Below are 21,816 nucleotides of genomic sequence, written 5' to 3'. Positions count from 1 at the left end.
CCAGCCTATTATTGGTTTTTAATAAGGATTAATCTACTTCCAGTCCCCAATCAATACCTTTTTCCGTAGCTTTCACACCTTTCTTAATCCAGTTTGCTGCTGGTTTACCTTTCAAAAAGTGATCAAAAAACTGCGCTTCGCGGATTTGTATATCCTTTCTGTTCTGCCTTTGAATTAAATTATGGTCATCGCCATTATAATTCAACAACCAAACAGGTTTATTTAAACGACGTAATGCCGTGAAAAATTCAATCCCTTGGTACCATGGCACTGCACCGTCATTATCATTATGCATAATAGCAACCGGCGTATTCACTTTATCCATAAAGAATAATGGAGAGTTTTCTATATATAGATCCAGTGCTTCCCATAGTGGCTTGCCTATTCTACTTTGGGTGTTCTCATATTGAAATTGTCTAGACATTCCTGTTCCCCAACGGATACCTCCATAAGCAGAGGTCATGTTCACTACTGGAGCACCTGCCCAAGCAGCGGCATACATATTGGTCCTGGTGATCAAATGTGCCACCTGGTAGCCACCCCAACTTTGTCCTTGGATACCCATCTTCGTCGAATCTACCCAAGCATTGTTCCGTGCTAAATGATGCATACCTGAATTGATATATTCTTCTGCCGAACGACCTGGATATCCTGTTTCATAACGGATATCTGGTGCAAACACCAAATACTCGTTGCTGACGAAATAAGGGATATTCAATCTGGAAGGAGTTGGTGCAGGTGCTTGGTAGGTATGCAAGCCATCACTTAATACCTCATAGAAATAAGCAATGATCGGATATTTCTTGTTTGGATCAAAGTTTTCCGGTTTGTAAAGGATACCTTCTGCCTCATGTCCTTTCGGAGTTTTCCATTTTACCAATTCCGCTGTTCCCCAATTATAATTGGCCTGTTGCGGATTGATGTCTGATAAACGGGTTTCATTTTTAAGATTGCTCAATAAATAAAGATCAGGAGACTTTTGATAATCTTCCTTGGTATAGATTACCTGATCTAGTTTTTCACTATTGCTAAGCATTCTATAGGTAAATGGTCCAGCCCAAATCTCTTGTGGACCTTTTTTATCTAATTTATAATAGCCGTTATATTTGTTGGTTTTATTGAAACCGGTTAAATAGATTGCTTTCTTTTCATCAATAATAGTCGCTCTTTTTCTTGGATCATCATCCCGGCTGATATCCACATATCGGTAGGTGATTTGATTTTCACGACCTTTTCCTTTGGTAAGCATGCTTTTATGTTTTCCATCCAAACTTAATTTCCAGATATCAAATCTATCATTTAGGTAGATATTCTTAAAGTCATTGGACCAACCTGCCAATCCATATGGACCTGGTAATGCAGGAACATCATTTTCCTCATCTACAAAACTGATGGCCAAGCCTTCATTTAGATGTGTTGTTGATTCTTTTTGGATATCATAACTGTACCAGTTGGCATTTTCTCGATTAAAGTAGATCACATGTGTTCCAGTAGGAGAGAGCATGGCCATTCCGGAAAGGTTCTTGATCACTAATTTGTTCTTTCCGGTCAAGGTAGAAACCAGGTATACATCCGATTTGGAACCTCCAGACCATTGCGTTTCAATACGGTATTCTGCATCTGAAGTCGCTAATGCCCATTCATTATCCGCATCACCGGTTAAACTGATTCTATTGAAGGTATCATCGGAAAGTGGAAGGATCGCCCGGTTACCGGCTAAGTTGATCAGAGCAGTATAATTACGCGACATATCCCGACGGGCATTCACCAACTGCATCGGCTGAAGATAATCATCCTGCCAGTGCCAGATATCTAATTTTGCGGTTTCAAAGTCTACCAAAGACGTATCTCTTACTCTGGCAATAGGTGCCAAGCCAAAGAACAATCTATTTCCTGCTTTACTAAAATTGATGAATCCATCGCCAGAAACATTCCATTTTTCTGGCATTCCTGAACTGTTCTTATCGGCAATGATGTAAGCGCTGTCTTGTTTAGGAGTATAATAATATAACTTATATTCCTTTTGCAATGCTTTTTCCGGACTCTTCTCAGCTAAAAATCCCAATTGCTGATTCTGATCATCAAAACGGAAGGATTTATAAGTTCCCTTTCCATTAGATATCTTTTTGCTGCTTTTGGTTGCGAGATCGTAAATATATAATCCAGCTTCATTCAGGGTATCTTTGCCTTCGCCCTTGCGGGTGAATAATAAATATTGTTCATTATCGCTCCAATAAAAATTATCCGCCTTTAGAATTTGCGAAGTGTCACCTGAATTCAAGTCCAATACATGGAGAACAGGAGTGGTTTTCTCTTTTCTAGGGCTAGGTCTTCTGTTGTTGGTACTATCTTTTGCAGCGATAACCTCTTTTTTGACCTCTTCTTTTTTCGTCGAGTCTGCTTTTTCGTCCTTTTTAGGATTTGGCAACACGATTTCTGATATGAAGGCTACATAATTATTCGCTTTTCTAGCTAGCTGTGATGATTTTACTGCAGGAAATTTAGTGGTTTTATTCTTCAGGATATCAAAAACCAATAAACTGTCTTTGGGCATGTCATCAGGTCTTTTCTTTTTAATCCTTGCTTCACGAACTTCCTTAAAAGGGGCCTTGATGGTGCTGATCAAAAACTTTTCGTTTTCCGTTAATTTAAGATTACTACCTCTTGGGATTTCCAGTAAACTTTGGTTTTTATTATTTTTCAAAATGGCCAATGCATCACCTTCCTGTGGAACAATAGCATAATAGATATAATTCCCGGATTTACTGATGGAAGGATTGGAAATAGATTTCCAGTTATCATATACCGTATGATCGATTGGCTTTTTCTGGGCCTGGGCAAATGATAATAAGGAAAAACTAATGAAAAGTAAGCTGAATTTATGTTTCATAAATTGTATTGTTTGGAACATCAATATTACTCAAAAAAACGTTAACTTAGGTTTAATGAGATTATAACAATTTTATTATAAACATAATAATGACCATATCATGAAGAATACAGGAATCATCATTAGTGTAATCGCAGGGATCGCTTTTATAATATTTGGTTTGTTGTTTGCCAATGCTTACAAATACAAGTACAAAAACTCAAATACGATTAATGTTACTGGTAATGCAAAAACCGATTTTGAATCGGATATTGTGAAATGGTCTGCTTCTTATAGTAGAAAATCCATGGATCTGAGCGAAGCTTCGGAGCAATTGAAGAGGGATAGGGAATTGGTTCGGGATTTTTTGGTTAGGCAGGGTATTAAGGAGGCCGAAATTCTGTTCAATGCGGTGAATATAAATCGAGAGTTTAATTCTTCTACGGATAGTAATGGGAATAGTTATACCACTTTTTCTGGTTATAGTTTGTCACAGAATGTCAGTGTGGAGTCTAAGGACTTGAATAAGGTGGATAATGCGTCAAGGGAGATTTCGGCATTGATATCGCAGGGGATTGAGTTGAGTTCGAATCAGCCTAGTTATTATTTTTCTGGATTGGAGGATTTGAAGTTGAAATTGATTTCTCAAGCTTCACAGAATGCGCGTTCAAGAGCCGAGAATATTGCAAAAGAGGCAGGTTCTTCGTTAGGGGAGCTGGTGAAAGCGGATTTAGGGATTTTTCAAATTACGGGTCAGAATGATAATGAAGAGTTTTCTTATGGGGGAGCTTTTAATACAACTTCTAGGAGTAAGACGGCTAATATAACGGTGAAGGCGAGTTATTTGTCGAATTAGGATAGGGGTTTGGTTCGTACTGAAAGTAGGGTGAAAGTAATGTGAAAGTATGTTTTTAGTATGTAAGGGTAGTAAAAACACGGTTTAAGTATGTTTTAAGGGTGTTTTTGTAGTGAATTTAATGGTTTTACATACGAAAATGGTGGATTTGGGCGTGATTCCCATCATTGCGAGGGCAACTCTGCGTCATTGCGAGAAGGTTTTGCGTCATTGCGAGGAGGCACGACGAAGCAATCTTTGGACTTTGTCATCCTGAGCGGTCTTTGTCATCCTGAGCGTAGTCGAAGGATCTTTACGGGTACCAAATGTAGATGCTTCGACTTCGCTCAGCATGACATGTGGAAAGATTGCTTCGTTCCTCGCAATGACGCGTGGTTAACTTAAAAACCAACCTTAACCCCGCCATAAAAATTCCTAGGGGCAGCAGCATTGAAATACCTATTTCCCATCGCATTAATATCATTCCCTAAAGAATATTTTTGGTTCAACACATTATCAGCACCAATAAAAAATTGAACCTTATACTTATCTAAAAATCCAATTCCCCAAGAAGCTTTCGCCTGAACCAAATGATATTTATCTGCAAAAACACTATTTCCATCATTCAACGGAATTTCATCCGTGAAATTATGGAATACATTCAATTCAAAGCCCTTATTAAATTTCAAGGCCAACATATTCACCCACATCCATTCCGGAATAGAAGTAACCTTATTTCCAGAAAAATCTTTATCATCAACCTGATAATCATCAAATTTATAATGCTGATATGTCAGGTTGGTAGAAAGAATTAGTTGTTGGATAAATCTTTCAGGCTGAGGGGAGATTAATTCCGTAAGTACACTAGTCTCTAAACCTTTTTGATCAATTTTTCCAGCATTCACAAAAAATTCATTGCCTTCTTCATTCAACTGTCGGACGATGCCATTGTCCATTTTATAGTGATAAGCCGTCAAATCAATAATCAATTTCCGATTGAAGGCTTCCTGCCTAAATCCCAATTCATAATTTGTTCCTGATTCAGCCTGTAGACCTGTATTGATCTGGTTATCGGAAGAACGAACCTCTGATAAAGTCGGTGTAGAATAACCTGTTGAAATGGCTGCACGCAAAGCGGTATTCGAAGCTACTAAATACGATAAGGCTACCCTTGGCATCAATTTAGAATGAAAATCGATATCACCTTTGGCAAGCTCATCTGTCATTCCACGTTCGAAATTGATGCTGTTATTGTTGAGCCCTAATGATGCTTCAGCTGTAAATTTCTTGAACAATTGAGCTTTTGCTCTTAGGAAGTAAGAATCCTGAAGCATATCCAACCTGTCATTGTCTGTCAGATTGCCTATTTCGCCAAGGTTATTTTCATGATTCTTAATATGGTACCAACCTTTCTGTAATTCCATCCCTGCCTGAACTTCCCAACTCAAATCCTCTGATGGATTTCTATCAAATGAAAAATAGGTTCGATATCCTAAATTCTTTTCTTTACGAGTTTCATAGTTCGTGATGAAGGGATTCTCAAAATCCGTATGGGAGCCAAATACAGATATGACATGTTTCAATCCAAACTGAAATTGATAGTCATGGATCAATCCACCTAATAAAGTCTTGTTATAGATTCCAGCTTGTTGGTCAACAGCAGATGGAAAATTCCCTGCAGCAGGACGTGCCTGTTGAGGATTCTCTTCATACTGTTGAAGGGTTAAACCTCCAGGCGTTTCATAGCCAAGATCACTATAAATCCCTAAGAATTTTAAGCTTCCCGAGGGATTATATTGATAATGATGCGCAGTCTGAACATATTTTTTGGATAAACCGGTCTGTTCACGGTATCCATCAGATCTTAATAATGCCTGGTCAAAGGAAAAGCTGTATTTTTTATTCACTTCATGTCCAATCGATAAAGTTTGATGAAACATTCCATAGGACCCTCCCTGTAAAAGAATGGATTTTTCATGATTTGGTTGGCTCAAACCATTAGGGCTAATCCGAACTACTCCTCCAGAATTTGGTCCAAACAAGGAAACATCAGGGCCCTTTAACACATGGATTTGCTGAATCCCTACAGGGTCCAAAAGATTGAAATAGGTGTTTCCACTGGCATCCGTCATTGGGATTTCATCCAAATAAATTTTTGTGTTCCTGATTCCAAATGGAGAACGGATCATACTACCCCTTAAAGCCAATCGATAACTACCAGGAGATCGCTCTTCCATGCGTACGCCTGCTGTGGTATTCATGGCTGAAATCAAGGAAGATGGTTGTTGTGCATTAAGTAATGGTTTAGTTAAAACCTTAGATGGACTAGTCAAGCTTAGTAAGGCTTGCGAATTGAAATAAGCTTTAACCACGACAGGGTCAATTTCCCTATAGCTGGTATCTCTTATTGTTTCTTGAGATTTTGCCAGAAAGGGGATAAAACACAAACAAGCAACAGTTAATAGTGATTTACTTTTTATATGGGTCATGAATAATAATGTCTTTAAAATGCCTCGTTCAACCCCAGGAATAAGCCATGCTGACCAAACCTTCCATAGGCATAGTCTATACAAAGGTTTGTGCGGGTTGCTTTATTGAATAATAGTCGAAGGCCAGCACCTCCAGCCGGTTGCCAGATTTTAAATAACTCGGTGCCCATCTGGTCATTAGCAGTCTGCACATTGGCAAATACAACTCCGCTTAGGAATTGGTTCCTTAGGATAGGGAATCTATATTCCAATTCCGAATAGAAAAATGATCTTCCTTTAAAATAACCTAAGGTATATCCTCGACCACTTCGGGCATAAGGGTCTTTTCCGGTACCTGGAAGATCCACATAAGGCAATTTACCTCCAAGATTGTAAGAACCGAAATTCCAGAAGGCCAATACATGATTAGGTCTTTCAGTAGACAATTGCCAATATTTTCGGAAATCTGTCTGTAATTGATATGCATTTTGTGCACTTCCCATCCAAGATTGGTTCATACGTAGCACCAAATCCACATAATAGCCTTTATAAGCGCTATTCGGATTATCCCTTGTCATGTATTGCATATTCAACATGAGGCCATTGTTGTTTACACGAGTGGCATCAAAACCATTCCAACGGCTGTATATTTCTACAGGTGCCATGCCTGGATCGGAACCTACGGTTTCGAATTTCCGTTTCATCTCAAAAAAGAAACCTACACCTACGAAAGCTCCAGGGAATAGGTTTTTATAAACCCGCTCACTGATGGAATAAACCATAAACTTATTCACATAACGCTCACGTTCTGGATTGTTCATGATCAATTCTTCTTCCGTGGGATTCTCCAATGGACCACCTATACCCATACCATAATCCAGTCCTACGGCCTTGGCCACCATCATATTTCCTTTGATGTTCCATCTATTACCAGGGGTATAGATGTCATGGATCAGGTATCCCACAATAATCCCTCTAGTCGTGGCACTGACCGCTGCCGCACCTATGGACATTGCTGTGTTGGCTTCATTACCCAAAATTTTACCTCCAACCGCTTTGATCCCAATCTGACCACCAATAGATGGGTTATAGTTCAGGTTGGGCAAATAGGTAATTGCAGATCTTTTAGTACTTTTTACTACAGTGGAATCCTTTTTCTTAAAAGGATTGATATCCTTGAACAGGTCCACAATGTCATAAAGTTGTTGTGTAGGATGGATGGTATCCTTTTCCAACTTTGTACTAATCGTATCTTGGATCTGAACTTGGGCAATTACATGCTTTGGTTTCGAAGCTTGGATAAATATGAAAAGAAGCAAAAAAATGCGAAAGCGCATAGGTATTTGATTGATAGCTTTAAATGATTAGCAACAAAAGTATAAAAATAAAGCTATCCCTCTTGTCATAGGAATCAAATAATATTATACCTCTACAGAAAAGTCTACGGTATGGACTTTACCCGATATTTTAAACTGCACCCAAATCCGATAGTTGCCAGCCTTTTCGATATGGGCTTCTGCATATATTGGATATTTCTTATTGGATACGGGATGAATATGTAAAAAATCTTTTGATTTGGTTTCGATCATCACAATGTGCGCAGATGCGCCTAGATACTTTTCCAAATCCTTTTCACCTAACATTTCGCCTTCTTTTTCAACGGTGAAGGCTAGGGTCTGCATTCCCGTATTCAATTCCCGGCCATTGACCAAAGTGATGATATAATCGTCTTCTCTAGCGACTATCTCCGGTTGGAATTCAATTTTTTCACTCAATTCGTCCCCTACAACATGGATTTCATGTTTGTGTACCATGGGCTCCCCATCCTGAGGCTTGAAGTCTACGAATAATAGGAACTTTCCAGCGGTTGGAAAGGTTTCTTCAACTAGGTACGGGCCTTTATTTTCTTCGGGATGTAAATGATCGAACCAGGTCAGTTCATCATTGACAGCCAATAAATGCATTTTTTTCTCATGCACCGTATCTAAAGAAACAGCATTGTTATCTTGCTTTAAGGAAATATTAATGGATACAGGCCTACCTGCTTCCACACGTTGTGGATCTAGTATAACATCTACATCAATTTCGTTATGCTGTTCGTGGTGGTTGTTCATATTTTGCGATTTTATTCAACTTAATTAACAAAATAGTGGTAGAATTAGTTTTGAAAATAACGCAAATTGCTCAATTAGCTTTTAGAATAGGTTTAATTGTCCAAGCAAACCTGTTAAACCACCGGTATGCAGAAAAAGGATTCGGCTACCTGGTTTAAAATAATCTTTTTTGATGAGATCAACTAATCCATACATCGCCTTACCTGTGTAAACTGGTTCGATCATGATTCCTGTGGAGGCAACGAAATCTTTTATAAAGTGGATGAGTTCGGGGTTTGATTTCCCATATCCTGAAAAATGATAATCTAGATGAAGATCCATATTCTTGGTGGAAACCTCGAACTTTTCTATGTCATCCTTAATAAATCCGCCATTTTTTAAAACAGGAATAACATGTAACCGGGATGCTAAATTTGCTTCATCAATTCCTTGTAATAGTCCCGCTGCAGTAGTGCCTGTACCTGCTGCCGTAATAATGTGAGCATATTCCTGTTGAAGTTCTGGAATAATTTCTTTGCAACCCAGCACGCCCAGGTTTGAGCGCCCGCCTTCATCTATGAAATAGGCTGTTGAAGAATCAAAATGGTTATTAAAATAGGATTCTTTCTCTCGATATGAACTCCTATCGATAAATTGCAATTTCATACCAAAAAGTCTGCACATGGCCAATACGGGATTATCAACCGATTCTCCACGAACAATCCCTTGGGATTGAAAGCCAAATTGGGCAGCAGCAGCAGCTGTAGCCAACAGATGATTGGACCACGCACCTCCAAAGGTTACCAACAGATTTTTATTTAGGTTCTTAGCCTCTTGTAAAGAATATTTCAATTTGCGCCACTTATTTCCTGAAATGAAGGGATGGATTTTGTCATCCCGTTTGATGAATACCTGAACAGCTTTTTTGGAAAAAACTGGGTGGTTTATCTCTTCTTCGGGACTATGGATGGGAAATTGACTAAGCATGGATTAAAGATAGGATTTTTACTTTTGAGTTTGTTGAACGCTTTAAAATACTACTTTTGTAGCATGTTAGATGAATTGGAAAATGAGCAGGACGAACAGGAATTATTCGAGCATTTACGGATAGTTGCTGATAAAGGTCAAGCTTTATTACGTATTGATAAATTCCTGATGAATAGGGTAGAGAATACCTCTAGGAACAGGATTCAGAATGCTATTGATGCCGGTTCTGTCAAGGTAAATGATAAAGTAATCAAAGCCAGTTATCGGGTCAAGCCATTTGATGTCATTACCGTTGTTTTACCAGATCCACCGAGAGATACCGAAGTCTATCCAGAAGATATTCCTTTGTCAATCGTTTATGAAGATGATGACGTGCTGATGGTTAATAAAGAGGCAGGTATGGTTGTTCACCCGGGGTATAATAATTATACGGGAACCTTGGTAAATGCCTTAACTTTTCATCTGAACCAATTACCAACTTTACCTGGAAATACAGGTCGCCCAGGATTGGTGCACCGAATCGATAAAGACACTTCAGGACTGTTAGTCATTGCAAAAAACGAATGGGCGATGACCTTTTTAGCGAAGCAGTTCTATGAGCATAGCATCAGCAGGAAATATATCGCACTTGCCTGGGGTGATATCGTGGAAGATGGAACTGTATCAGGATATATCGGAAGATCCTTGAAAGATAGAAGGATCATGGATGTCTATGATGACCCAGAAAAAGGGAAATGGTCCGTGACCCATTATCGGGTTTTGGAGCGTTTAGGTTATGTTACTTTAATCGAATGCGAACTGGAAACCGGTCGTACCCATCAGATCCGTGCACATATGAAATCCATAGGCCATCCTTTATTTAGTGATGAATCCTATGGAGGAGATAAGATATTAAAGGGCACTCAATTTGCAAAATACAAGCAATTTGTGTCCAACTGCTTTTCCTTGTTGCCACGGCAAGCGCTGCATGCCAAGTCGTTAGGGTTTATACATCCTAAGACAAAAGAAAATTTATACTTTGAAGTACCATTACCGGAGGATTTTCGTTTAGCATTAGAGAAATGGAGAACTTATGGCGATGCCAATAATCAGATCTAAAATATGCCGATACAATATATCAATTATAACGGAACGATAGTTCCAGAAGACATGTCCATCCTAACTGCGGATAGTAGAGCCTTTAGATACGGGGATGGATTATTTGAAACGATGTTATGGAGAGATGGGGATGTGAGATTCCTGGATTTTCATGTCGAGAGATTGCAGGAAAGCATGAAAATGCTTCATTTTGAAGATTACGAGAAATTTGATGGATTTTTTATCCGCCAAAAGATTGAAGAGCTTTCCAGGAAAAACAATATGGTTGGGCAAACTGGCCGGGCAAGATTCATTGTTTTCCGAACAGGTGGAGGACTTTATGGGCCAGAGAGCAATAAACCCTCTTTTATTATTCAGCTGGACAGAAAGCCTGAAAGTTTGCGGGACAAGAAATTAGGCTTGATTATCGATGTATATACAGAGTATAAAAAAGCTTATAATGAGCTTTCTAAGATAAAATCCAATAATGCCTTGATCTATGTGATGGCCGGATTATACCGGAAAAAATTTGCCTTTGATGAGGTGTTGATTTTAAACCAACAAGGAAATCTCTGTGAAGCATTGGCTTCTAATATTTTCGTGTATTATGATAAGGTATTATATACCCCTGCATTAACCGAAGGTTGTATAAATGGGGTAATGCGTAGAGTGATTATGGATATCGCCCAAAGTGAAGGTATCGAAGTGGTTGAAGCAGAAATAAAACCAGAAATATTGAAGGTGGCCGATGAGATATTCTGTACAAATGCGGTAGAGGGAGTACAGTGGGTAATGGGTTATAAGCAAAAGAGGTATTTCAATAAAATTTCCCGGATTTTTCAGGAAAAACTGAGAAATTGGACCTATGAGGTAGAAGAATAAATAGGAATTTATAAAAAAAACAGGCTCTAGATAATTCTGGAGCCTGTTTTTATATGCAAGAATTAGTATGATTCTTATCTAACGATTAGTTTTTTACTACTTCAACGTTTACCGTAATGGCAACTGTAGGTGCAACAGCATCTACGCCAGAAGGAAGCTTATCGTTATAGTTGATGTTGAATTCTTTACGGTTGATGCTGGTCGTAGCTGTAAAACCTGCACGTGTTTTTCCCCATGGATCTGTAATAATACCATTGTTCTGTACCACATCGAAAGTAACTTTTTTGGTCACGTCTTTAATGGTAAGATCTCCGGTAAGTTTGAATTTTCCTTTTCCAGCACTTTTTAAAGTTGCATTTTTCAAGGTCATTTTTGGGAATTTCTCTGCAGAGAAAAAATCATCGCTTTTCAGGTGGGTATCCCTAGCTTCAACACGGGTATCGATACTGTTTACATCAATATCAAAATTAACTACAGCTGCCTCGAAGTTATTAGCGTCTTTAGTTTCCACAGCACCTTCCAATTTCTTGAATTGGCCATCAACAAAAGCAATCCCTAGATGTTTCACCTCGAAACGGGCATTGGTATGTGCAGGGTCTACGGACCATTTTATTTGTGCAAAGGCAACATTCCCTAAAAGGAATACGGAAGCGAATAAACTTAATAATGTTTTCATAAAGCTGTTTTTATTTATTTTCAATTATTTAAGACAAAGGTCTTTGTTTAAGAAACAATAAACATTGATGTATGTTAAGAAATAAATAAAATTTATTTTCTGACGCAACGGACGCTGGCAAGATTAGAACTACTGAATGTGAAGCTATTTGTTTCATCCCATCGATCATTGAACCATGATGTATTATTGTAGTTTAGCCTTGCGAAAGTACCACTCGTTGTAGTCCTCCAATAGCCTTTGGTATTTTGATAACTAGTGGAATTTGGAAAAAAGTTATTTGTTGGACCTGTAGAAGACTGTTTATAGCCCACAGGAGTGAAAATCAGATTTCCATGTGGATATGAAGGATATCCTAATACAGGTGTGGTTGGAGTCATATATAGGTACCAGCCATTATATTCGACACCGACATTCTGGGTAATGTTATTAAAACTATTGAAATGTGCAGGGGTTGGTAATGTCCAAGTATCTTCAGGATAGATCATTTCACAAATATTTTTTCCATTAGCTACACTATAAATATCATGTGTGAAATAATCGGTTGTTGGAACTCCTGCAACGGTTTGATATAAAGGGTTATCATACCTTATTCGATAATCCCAAAATCCGTCTGGTCGCAATGGTCCATCGGCAACACGCCAAGTATTTCCCCGTGCCCATCTTGCTGAACCCATTGGGATGGCAGATTCTACCAATATTATGGAAACAAAATAACTCTTGCCAGGTTGGGCTATAAAACTATTGAATACAAATTCATTGTTGGTAAAAGTCCTTACGACATCAGTTGCTTCTCCATCGGTATCTCTTAAACGCTTGCTGGTAATCCTCATGGTATCAATAGATATGGTCAAAGGTTTGGAGACAGAATTCACTGGCGAATAAAAGGTGTATCTTTTTTTCCAATTCAATTCTGGAACAGTATCTGTGCCCACTGGTACTACATAGGCTGAACTGTTATGGTTATAAACTTGATCAGTAGTTTGAACATTGGTCAAATTTAGATAGGAACTATCAGATAAACGGAAATTACCTTTCATAAAACCAGCATTATCTTTGATTCTTAGGCTGGCATAAGTAACCGGAGCAAACATTCCCCTAGAATTCACTTCCACGACAAATCTTGCTGTTTTACGGGTTAGAACAATGTTCTGAATGCTATTCATGCCATTAACTACATTACTAGTGGTTATTAAGCCAGTTGCATAGGCAAAATCCTGTTTTTTGGTAGTACTGTTTGCGGAAGGTTTTACCGGAACTGTTCCATTGGCGACCACAAAGGTATCAATAGGACTGGTATTATTATACGTATATGCATACCATCGGTATTGGGTATTTCTGTTTGCACCAATTGAGATATAGTTAGATCCGATTGTCCCTTCTTGTTGGCCCGCATAAGTCGTTGCTACACCTGATCCATTGGTTTTGTACAATACTATCCTGTATTTAACCCCATTATTAAGGGGGGAGTGGTATCTGATGGCTTGATTATTCCCATTGAAAGAAGATTTGGTACTACTTTGGATTTTCTTATTGCTGCTTGCCCCAGGGAATTGAGCAGGCAGTTTTTCGGTAATTTCCATGATAACATCAAAACCATTCAATGACAGCACATCACTTCTGAAGGATACTGGTTTAATGGTACGGTTATGATTAGCTGAAGCTTTTTGTTCATTTTTAAATTCTGGGAATACATCTTCCGTATCTTCTAAACCATCAATATTAAATTCAATACTAGCTTCCTTCGGTGGCTCTATTGGATTGGGGTTCTCTTTCTCAATGCCCTTATCGCAGCCAATTAGTAGGATGAAAAGCAAAAAACAACTTAATAATTTAAAGGTATTCATGGGATGATGATTTTATAGATCAAAATTCTTGTAGGTATCGGCAGGAGATTCATCCCAATTTTCAATTCTAGGTTCATTTCCTGAATTAATACTAATGGTCGTAGATGTACTCGCAATCCCTTCTTCCATTTCAATAAAATATAAGGTGATTGTCGGAGTTTGATAAACTTTTTTCTTAATTGTCTGCATCTTTAATTGATTTTTATAGTATTTGGCTATACAGAAAGTGTGAAAAACAAGCTATTAAATACGACGACAAAATTATAGCAAATATTTTACATAAAATTAATATTTAATCTTTTTAGGTAGTTTATTTGGATATTTGTAGCGTTTCGGCTTCAATGAATTTCAACAGAAAGTTATGAAGGAGAGTGAGAAAATAAGGTGAAATTAGATTTAAAATTAAATATTGTAACTAATGAGGTTTAAATATGCTTATAAATGTTAATTTTTAGACCAGGTGAAACCTAGGAATTAAAGTTAAAATTCACGTAATAACATATATTGTTGTTTTTAGATATAACTATTAATTAATATGGTGTATTTAAGTTATTTGAAGGATTTAATTTTATTAATCACCTTTAATAATCTTTTTTTCTTACTTTCTTTTTCAAGATCAAGCATTCTGGCCTCCAAAATATCACCTATATTTTCGGCATAATCCATATGAATATTGTTTTGAACCCATTCTGCATACATAGGGAGTTGATTGCTAGGGCAAGATTGAAGATGTATTTGTAAATAATGATAGGCTAAGGCATGATATTCCTTTTCTTTGATTAAAAGGATTATAATGGCAATGAAATTGTCTCGGGTTATGACCGAACCTTCCATGGCTTTGCGATGCAAAGTTTCCAGATGTGGATAGATTAAATTTGGATATTCTTTAGCAATGGAATAGAGAGCAGTCATTGCACCCCATTGTAAACGATTGTTCTTACTGTCCAAAAAGGCAATAAAATCATCAAAAAATGGAATTAATAATTCCGGTTTTTTTTCTCCAACCTCATATAAAACTTTGATGCTATCGTTTTGAAAAGCCTTGTTTTTACTGCTGATTAGTTCAATAAGCTCATTAATACTTTTAGGATCATTTTTTTCCAAGATCATATTGGCCAATTCAATATTTGGGAGTTCGTCTTTTCTTTCTAGGGAAGAAGCCAGCAGGGATTGGATCATAACATCAAACTTATTTCACATGATTTTATACTTACAATATTAAAAAAACGATTTCGTTTTATATATGTAAAAGGATAGGATATTTCAACAAAATCAAATGGAAATGACGAGAGAGGAATATGAATTAAAATTCAATGCAGATGATGCCGTAGGTTGGATCAGTATAGATCAGCAACTAGCAAAAGTGTATCCGCAGAAAGAGCCGAGGCACTATGGGCCCTTATGTGGTTTGCATTATATGGCTGGCGGTACAGACCCCATAGATGGCATCAATGTTTATGATCGGGAGGATCCAGTTCATTACCACCTAACAACATATGGAATGAGCCAATTGTATTATAGTCCGGATCAATTGGGACAAGAGTTTAGTAAATGGGGTTTTGAATTCACTTTCCGCTTAGCCCCATTTGAAGAGGATGAAGGCGATCCGTTTTGGGCGATGCAGGTATTCAACAACTTAGCAAGGTATGTCTATTCAAGTGGACGATGGTTTGAAGAAAATCAATTTATTCCTGCCAAAGGACCAATTAGGCTGAACACGGATACAGAAATAGTAGGTTTTGTAACCAGCCTCGATCCGGAATTGGGAAAAATAGCAACTCCCCATGGTGAAGTTTCCTTTATCCAATTGATCGGAGTCACAGAGAAAGAGCTGAATGATATTATGGAACATGCAAATACAGATTATATTGCTAATTTTATTGCTCAAATGAAACAAAGTAATCCTTTATTGGTTACCGATTTAACTAGAAGATCTTAAAATCCATGATGCACATTAATGGCTTTCAGAAAATAAAACGAGTAGGGCAGATTCTTAAAATATTATCCAAACATGGATTTGATGAAATAATCTCCCGGTCTAATCTAGATCGTATTTTACCTGATAGCTTTTTGTTTTGGAACAATCATGCACGCAAGATCTTTGAGGATGATTTCAATGTACGCATTCGTTTAGCGATTGAAGAACTTGGACCAACTTTCATTAAATTAGGTCAATTATTGAGTAATCGGCCAGATATTATTCCAGAGGACCTTCAGAGCGAACTGGTTAAACTTCAGGATGAAGTTCCGACGGAACCCATTGACATCAAAGCTCGGTTGGAGAAGGATTTGGAGATCAAATTTGAAGATCATTTTTTAGGCATTGATGAAGTCCCCATTGCTTCTGCATCTATTGCGCAGGTATATAAAGCTCAGCTTTTGAATGGTAAGGAAATCGTATTCAAGGTAAAACGCAGCAATATTGATGAGGCCATCCGAGCTGACCTGGATTTTATAAAGGATTTGGTCAAATTGTTGCAAAGGAAATATGAGGTGGTGGATAAAATGAACCTTTACCAAATTGTCCTTTCCTTTGAAAGCTCTCTTCTAAATGAACTTTCATTCACCAATGAATTAAATAACATTGAACGTTTTCGTCGAAACTTCGCTGAAAACAAGGATGTTTATGTGCCTAAGGTGTACAGACAATACAGCACGGACACCTTACTCTGTATGGAATTTATTGACGGAGTGAAAGTCAATGATGAGGAAGGGTTCAAACGATATGGTCTGTATCCCAAATCCATCCTACAAAATGTACTGGACCTTTATTTGGAACAGGTATTGATGCATGGATTCTTTCATGCCGACCCACATCCTGGGAATGTTTTTGTCAATAAACGCGGTCAGATCATATTCATCGATTTTGGTGCCATGGGCTTTATGATTCCACAGGACAGAAATATCATTGAAGGTATGGTATTGGACTTCCTGGCCAATGATGCCAAGGGTTTGATCAAGAACATTAAGAAACTGGCCATTGTTCATCATATTGAAGATGAAAGAAGATTGGAACGGGATGCCTATGAGATTTTTGAGATGATCAAACAGAATGCATTGGATGATATTGATATCTCGATCATGCTGCAAAAATTGAACATCGTTCTGCAGAGCAATCATATATTATTACCTGATTTTGTATATATCCTTCTTCGAGGGGTATCTATTTTAGAAGGTACAGGAAGACAATTGGATGCAGACCTGAATGTTCCAGAAAGTATTTCGCCTTTTGCCAAGAAAATTGCTGCGCAAAAATTATCGCCAGAATACCTCATCGCTCAACTCAAAGAGAAAGCAAAGATGGCCAAGGATGTATTGGTTGATGTTCCAGATGACTTATTGGATCTTTTGGATAAGGTAAAGAATGATAAGGTTACCTTGAACCACAAAATGCAGGATTTCGATAACCTGCAATTGATCCTTCACCGGATGGGTAATAAATTTCTTTTGTCGATTTTGGCCATGACTTTCGGAGTAGGGGCAAGTATCTTAGCGCATGGTAGGGTTGGATATTTAGTTTGGGGGATACCGATATTATCCTGGTTCGGGTTTATCATGAGTTTTATTCTCTGTTTTGCTTTGTTGAGTCATTTATATAAAAGCAAGTAAATAATTGCATTTAACGTATTAAAATATTTTCTTCGCAACATGATTATTGCAGTTGATTTTGATGGAACGATAGTGGAACACCGATATCCAGAGATTGGAAAGCCGATTCCGCATGCTATTGATGTGCTAAAACAGCTGATGAATGACCATCATCAATTGATATTATGGACGGTTAGAGAGGGCGAGCTTTTGCAAGAGGCTATTGATTACTGCGCAGAGCAGGGATTATATTTTTATGCGCATAACTCCAATTTCCCGGAAGAGGACAGGGCAACGGCCGGTAGTCGGAAGTTAACAGCAGATCTTTTTATTGACGATCGTAATTTTGGCGGGCTGCCAGATTGGGGAATCATCTATCAGGCTATTATCCACAAAAAGGCCTTGAAGTTAAGTTTTAATGAGGAGTTAATCTATCTGGAAAAGAAGGAAAAGCCGAAAAAGGGATTTTTTTCTGGTATTTTTAAATAAAACTTTAGCTTTTTTTGATAAGAAAGATATAACCTAAATTTTCTTTTATTTCTTTTTATTTAACAGTTTAAATAATATTAAAGATAATCAATTAATATTTAGCTTCATTTTTTAATGATTTACAATAAATTGGATTGAATTTAGCAATGTAAACCAAATGCTACAAATAATTTTATATAGGGGTTAAGGACGGGTAAATAGGTTTTCTAAAATCATTAAATTTTTACCTTTGTTTTACGGATTCGATAATTTATTTATCAAATCCCTATCACACTAGATATAATATACATGGTTTTGGAATACCTGATCCTTTTTATCCCGTTTGTAATCGCCATTTTGTTGGGGAATATCATTATTCCTTACATCATGTTGATTACTTATAAAAAGCGGTTATTCGATCCGGTAGATTCCCGAAAATTACATCAAACTATTATTCCTCGATTAGGCGGGGTAGCTTTCGTACCTGTACAATGTTGCTTATTGGCCATCACCGTAATCCTAGTTTATAAAACCAATTTTGTTGATTTAGGGGTTGTTACCTGGGAGATCTTTCCAATGTTCATTATGTTGATCTGCGGTATGGTGATGTTATACATCGTTGGGATTGCGGATGATCTTATTGGTGTTTCCTACAAATGGAAATTTGTTGTACAGATCCTTGTAGCGAGTCTTTTTCCTTTAGGAGGTCTTTGGATTAACGATCTTTACGGAATTCTTTTCATCGATAAATTATCCCCTTGGGTTGGAATACCTTTCACCATGTTTCTGGTTGTGTTGATCATTAATGCGATCAACCTGATTGACGGGCTGGATGGACTATGTTCTGGTTTAGTGGCTATCGGTTGTTTGGTGCTGGGATCATTATTCGCTTTTTACCATGCTTGGATACATGCCTTATTGGCATTTATCACCACAGGTATCTTGATATCTTTCTTTTATTTCAATGTTTTTGGGCAATCCAAACGAAGAAGAAGGATTTTCATGGGCGATACGGGAAGTATGACCTTGGGCTATACGATGGCGTTTTTGGCAATCAGTTTTGCCATGGACAACAAAAGTATCAAGCCGTTTTCGGAAGGTGCAATCGTAGTTGCCCTATCCACCTTGATCGTTCCTGTTTTCGATGTAGCAAGGGTCATTATCGTAAGATGGTTCAATAAATTGCCTTTATTTAGAGCCGATAGAAGCCATCTTCACCATAAATTGTTACGGTCTGGCATGTCGCACCAAACGGCGATGATGACTATCGTAGGTTTGTCTTTGTTCTTTTGTTTATTTAACATATTGATGGTCCAATACATCAGCAACAATATTGTGGTTGCATTGGATCTGGTTTTATGGATGATATTTACGTTAGCCTTCAATTTTGTGGTAAATAAAAAAAAGGAAAAACAACTTGAAACTAAACCTGTTGTTGAATTGGAAAGCAGCAACTTAAGTTCCAAAAAGGATGCAAAAATCGGCATGCCTTTGGTGAAAAAATATAATTTTTAAAGATTTTATGAAAATTGCCATTATTGGTGGATCTGGATTTGTGGGAACGAAATTGTTAGAGCGTTTGTACAAATCAGGATTATATGAATTGATCAATCTTGATAAAGCGGAAAGCTTGATGTTTCCTGCTATTACATTGAATTGTAATGTGTTGGATAAAGAATCATTAAGTAAGGGTTTAGCGGGATTTGATTTGGTTATTTTATTGGCTGCGGAACATCGGGATGATGTTTCTCCTGTTTCGTTGTATTATGATGTGAATGTGCAGGGGATGCGGAATACCCTGGAGGCCATGGAGGCCAATGGGATTAAGCGATTGATCTTTACCAGTTCTGTGGCTGTTTATGGCTTGGATAAGGATAATCCGGATGAGTCGTTTCCAGCTGATCCATTTAACCATTATGGAAAGAGTAAATGGGAAGCGGAGCAGGTGCTGCAGGAATGGTATAAAACGCATGCAGATTGGAATATTAATGTGGTAAGACCAACGGTTATTTTTGGTGAAGGGAATAGGGGAAACGTTTTTAATTTGCTAAACCAGATTGCATCCGGTAAATTTATGATGGTAGGAGATGGAAAGAATCAAAAATCCATGTCTTATGTTGGTAATGTAATTGCTTTTATAGAATTTTTGGTGAAGGAGAGGGTAGCGGGTTATCATGTGTTTAATTACGTAGATAAACCTGATTTTACGACGAATGATTTGGTTTACCATACAGGGGAGATTTTGGATAAGAAGATCCCGACGACGCATATTCCTTATTGGATCGGGATGTTGGGTGGATATGGATTTGATGTCCTGGCGTTTTTGAGCAGGAAGAAATTGGCGATCAGTTCAGTTCGGGTAAAGAAGTTCTGTGCAGTGACCAAATATGATTCTAAAAAGGCTATGTCTTCTGGATTTGTTCCTCCGTATGCTATGGAGGAGGGATTGAGAAGAATGTTGAAGGAGGAGTTTGGTAAGTAATTCTTAAGTATGCTATCTATAATTGTTTCATCGCATAAGGAAGATCTGTACAATAATTTGGTTTTAAATGTTGCTAAGACCATTGGGATTGAGCATGAGATCATTCGTATTCCTAATTATGGTGAAATGAGTATTGGGCAGGCTTATAATAAAGGAGCTGATAAATCTCAATTTCCATATTTATTGTTTTTGCATGAGGATGTGGAGTTTTTGACGGAAAATTGGGGTGAGAAATTGATTGCTCATTTAAATTTGGAGAATGTTGGTGTCGTTGGATTGGCGGGAAGTAATTATGTTCCACAGGTACCGAATGATTGGTTCACATGCGGACCCCACAACTTTATTAATGTCATTCATCACGATTCTGAAATCCACAATAATTTGTCTGTACCATTACAAGAAGTGAATCAAGTATATTCTTTAGATGGTGTATTTTTAGGAATAAAAAAATCAGTTTTTTTAGAATTTAAATTTGATGAAAATATTCTTGGCTTTCATTCCTATGATCTGTCTATAAGTTTGAGAATTGCAAGAAAATACTATAATTATGTTATTAGCAATATTAAACTTTTACATTTTTCTCATGGCAAACCTGATAAGAATTGGTTTCTTTCTAATATAAAAATTAGGGAAGAAGTAGGTTCAGATTTTAATTTTAAAAAAGTTGATTATATAGAATATTTGGCTTTTAAGAGATTTATAATGAATAATAACAAATTTGAAGGATCAAATATGGTAAGATTTAAATCAAATATAAAATTTTACCCAAAATTTGATCGCATTAGGATATTATATCATTTAAAATTAATTTACTTTATCACTAAAAGCCTTTTAGTCCCTAGAAAAATTAATTTTTTAAAATAAAATATTTTTTAAATAAAATGCTGTCAATAATTGTTTCATCTCATAAGGAAGATTTATATAAAAACTTAGAAGATAATATTTTAAGGACAATCGGTATAGAATATGAAATTATAAGAGTACCGAATTATGGAGAAATGAGTATTGGACAGGCATATAATTTAGGAGCTTCAAAAAGTTTATTTTCATATTTACTTTTTTTACACGAAGACGTTGAATTTAAAACCTTTAATTGGGGCCAAATATTAATCAAACATCTTAATGAGGAGGATGTAGGTGTAATTGGATTAGCGGGAAGCAATTATGTACCTCAAGCACCAAATGATTGGGGAATGATGGAACCATACAATTTTATTCATTTAATTCATGGCAAAGGAACTGAAATAGAAAGTATATTCCAATGTCAAAATACACGAAATAGAGTATTTAGTATTGATGGATTATTTTTAGCTATTAGAAAGAAGGTATTTAATGAATTTCAATTTGATGAAACATTGGAAGGGTTTCATAGTTATGATCTATCCATAAGCCTTCGAATTGCTAAGAAATATAATAATTATGTAATTAACAATATTTTAGTACATCATTTTTCTAAAGGAAATCCTGATAAAAATTGGTTTTTATCTAACATAATGGTTAAAAAAGAATTGGGGTCAGATTATAACCATCCAAAAAATGATTTTACA

General features: G+C 37.0%; 19 protein-coding genes. 10 read left to right on the top strand and 9 right to left on the bottom strand.

The features are described 5' to 3' along the window. Nucleotides 1–28: 28 nt before the first annotated feature. Complete coding sequence (locus VJ786_RS10760; RefSeq protein ID WP_134776355.1) at nt 29–2,890, bottom strand: alpha/beta hydrolase family protein; 2,862 nt, start codon at nt 2,888–2,890, stop codon at nt 29–31. Nucleotides 2,891–2,990: 100 nt separating this feature from the next. Between VJ786_RS10760 and VJ786_RS10755 the strand changes: the two genes are divergently transcribed. Then, nucleotides 2,991–3,725, top strand: a complete 735-nt coding sequence (locus VJ786_RS10755; protein WP_099365590.1) for an SIMPL domain-containing protein — start codon at nt 2,991–2,993, stop codon at nt 3,723–3,725. A gap of 380 nt (nt 3,726–4,105) precedes the next feature. On the opposite strand, the gene VJ786_RS10750 is transcribed toward VJ786_RS10755, so the two are convergent. The 4 genes from VJ786_RS10750 to VJ786_RS10735 all read right to left on the bottom strand — a co-directional run bounded on the left by VJ786_RS10750 (nt 4,106) and on the right by VJ786_RS10735 (nt 9,252). Then, nucleotides 4,106–6,193, bottom strand: coding sequence for a TonB-dependent receptor (locus tag VJ786_RS10750; RefSeq protein WP_245153271.1), 2,088 nt, complete (start codon nt 6,191–6,193; stop codon nt 4,106–4,108). A gap of 14 nt (nt 6,194–6,207) precedes the next feature. Next, a complete protein-coding gene (locus VJ786_RS10745; protein ID WP_134776356.1) occupies nt 6,208–7,509 on the bottom strand; it encodes a BamA/TamA family outer membrane protein in 1,302 nt (433 codons plus the stop codon). Nucleotides 7,510–7,593: 84 nt separating this feature from the next. Next, nucleotides 7,594–8,286, bottom strand: coding sequence for a DUF8832 domain-containing protein (locus tag VJ786_RS10740; protein WP_134776357.1), 693 nt, complete (start codon nt 8,284–8,286; stop codon nt 7,594–7,596). A gap of 81 nt (nt 8,287–8,367) precedes the next feature. Beyond that, the gene (locus VJ786_RS10735) at nt 8,368–9,252 is read right to left on the bottom strand and encodes a 1-aminocyclopropane-1-carboxylate deaminase/D-cysteine desulfhydrase (protein WP_134776358.1); all 885 of its coding nucleotides are present in this window, start codon (nt 9,250–9,252) and stop codon (nt 8,368–8,370) included. A gap of 63 nt (nt 9,253–9,315) precedes the next feature. Here VJ786_RS10735 and VJ786_RS10730 point away from each other — a divergent pair, with 63 nt between their 5' ends. Together VJ786_RS10730 and VJ786_RS10725 are read left to right on the top strand one after the other, a co-directional pair. Then, nucleotides 9,316–10,350 (top strand): RluA family pseudouridine synthase, encoded by a 1,035-nt coding sequence (locus tag VJ786_RS10730; RefSeq protein ID WP_134776359.1) that lies wholly within the window; start codon nt 9,316–9,318, stop codon nt 10,348–10,350. 3 nt (nt 10,351–10,353) lie between these two features. Beyond that, complete coding sequence (locus tag VJ786_RS10725; RefSeq protein ID WP_099365585.1) at nt 10,354–11,211, top strand: aminotransferase class IV; 858 nt, start codon at nt 10,354–10,356, stop codon at nt 11,209–11,211. Nucleotides 11,212–11,296: 85 nt separating this feature from the next. Here the strand turns inward: VJ786_RS10725 and VJ786_RS10720 are convergent, their stop codons facing one another. The 4 genes from VJ786_RS10720 to VJ786_RS10705 all read right to left on the bottom strand — a co-directional run bounded on the left by VJ786_RS10720 (nt 11,297) and on the right by VJ786_RS10705 (nt 14,910). Further along, complete coding sequence (locus VJ786_RS10720) at nt 11,297–11,887, bottom strand: YceI family protein (RefSeq protein WP_134776360.1); 591 nt, start codon at nt 11,885–11,887, stop codon at nt 11,297–11,299. Between the two features lie 92 nt (nt 11,888–11,979). Then, complete coding sequence (locus VJ786_RS10715) at nt 11,980–13,731, bottom strand: hypothetical protein (RefSeq protein ID WP_336557696.1); 1,752 nt, start codon at nt 13,729–13,731, stop codon at nt 11,980–11,982. Nucleotides 13,732–13,743: 12 nt separating this feature from the next. Next, nucleotides 13,744–13,920: a hypothetical protein gene (locus tag VJ786_RS10710; protein ID WP_167554217.1), complete on the bottom strand. Its 177-nt coding sequence runs from the start codon at nt 13,918–13,920 to the stop codon at nt 13,744–13,746. A 360-nt stretch (nt 13,921–14,280) separates the two neighbouring features. Beyond that, entirely contained in the window at nt 14,281–14,910 is a 630-nt protein-coding gene (locus VJ786_RS10705; RefSeq protein ID WP_134776362.1) for a hypothetical protein, read from the bottom strand. A 97-nt stretch (nt 14,911–15,007) separates the two neighbouring features. Here VJ786_RS10705 and VJ786_RS10700 point away from each other — a divergent pair, with 97 nt between their 5' ends. The 7 genes from VJ786_RS10700 to VJ786_RS10670 all read left to right on the top strand — a co-directional run. Beyond that, nucleotides 15,008–15,670 (top strand): suppressor of fused domain protein, encoded by a 663-nt coding sequence (locus tag VJ786_RS10700; protein ID WP_245153272.1) that lies wholly within the window; start codon nt 15,008–15,010, stop codon nt 15,668–15,670. Nucleotides 15,671–15,675: 5 nt separating this feature from the next. After that, nucleotides 15,676–17,340 (top strand): ABC1 kinase family protein, encoded by a 1,665-nt coding sequence (locus VJ786_RS10695; protein ID WP_245153273.1) that lies wholly within the window; start codon nt 15,676–15,678, stop codon nt 17,338–17,340. 39 nt (nt 17,341–17,379) lie between these two features. Then, nucleotides 17,380–17,808, top strand: a complete 429-nt coding sequence (locus tag VJ786_RS10690) for a BT0820 family HAD-type phosphatase (RefSeq protein WP_134776363.1) — start codon at nt 17,380–17,382, stop codon at nt 17,806–17,808. A gap of 288 nt (nt 17,809–18,096) precedes the next feature. After that, nucleotides 18,097–19,302 (top strand): MraY family glycosyltransferase, encoded by a 1,206-nt coding sequence (locus tag VJ786_RS10685; protein ID WP_245153274.1) that lies wholly within the window; start codon nt 18,097–18,099, stop codon nt 19,300–19,302. 7 nt (nt 19,303–19,309) lie between these two features. After that, the gene (locus tag VJ786_RS10680) at nt 19,310–20,269 is read left to right on the top strand and encodes an NAD-dependent epimerase/dehydratase family protein (protein ID WP_134776364.1); all 960 of its coding nucleotides are present in this window, start codon (nt 19,310–19,312) and stop codon (nt 20,267–20,269) included. 9 nt (nt 20,270–20,278) lie between these two features. Further along, nucleotides 20,279–21,133: a glycosyltransferase gene (locus tag VJ786_RS10675; RefSeq protein WP_134776365.1), complete on the top strand. Its 855-nt coding sequence runs from the start codon at nt 20,279–20,281 to the stop codon at nt 21,131–21,133. A gap of 17 nt (nt 21,134–21,150) precedes the next feature. After that, nucleotides 21,151–21,816: glycosyltransferase (locus VJ786_RS10670; RefSeq protein WP_336557695.1), on the top strand; the 666-nt coding region annotated here is incomplete at its 3' end.

Origin of the sequence: Sphingobacterium tenebrionis (genome assembly GCF_037126265.1) — a bacterium.
GTDB lineage: Bacteria > Bacteroidota > Bacteroidia > Sphingobacteriales > Sphingobacteriaceae > Sphingobacterium > Sphingobacterium tenebrionis.
This window is presented reverse-complemented; position numbering and strand designations above follow the sequence as displayed.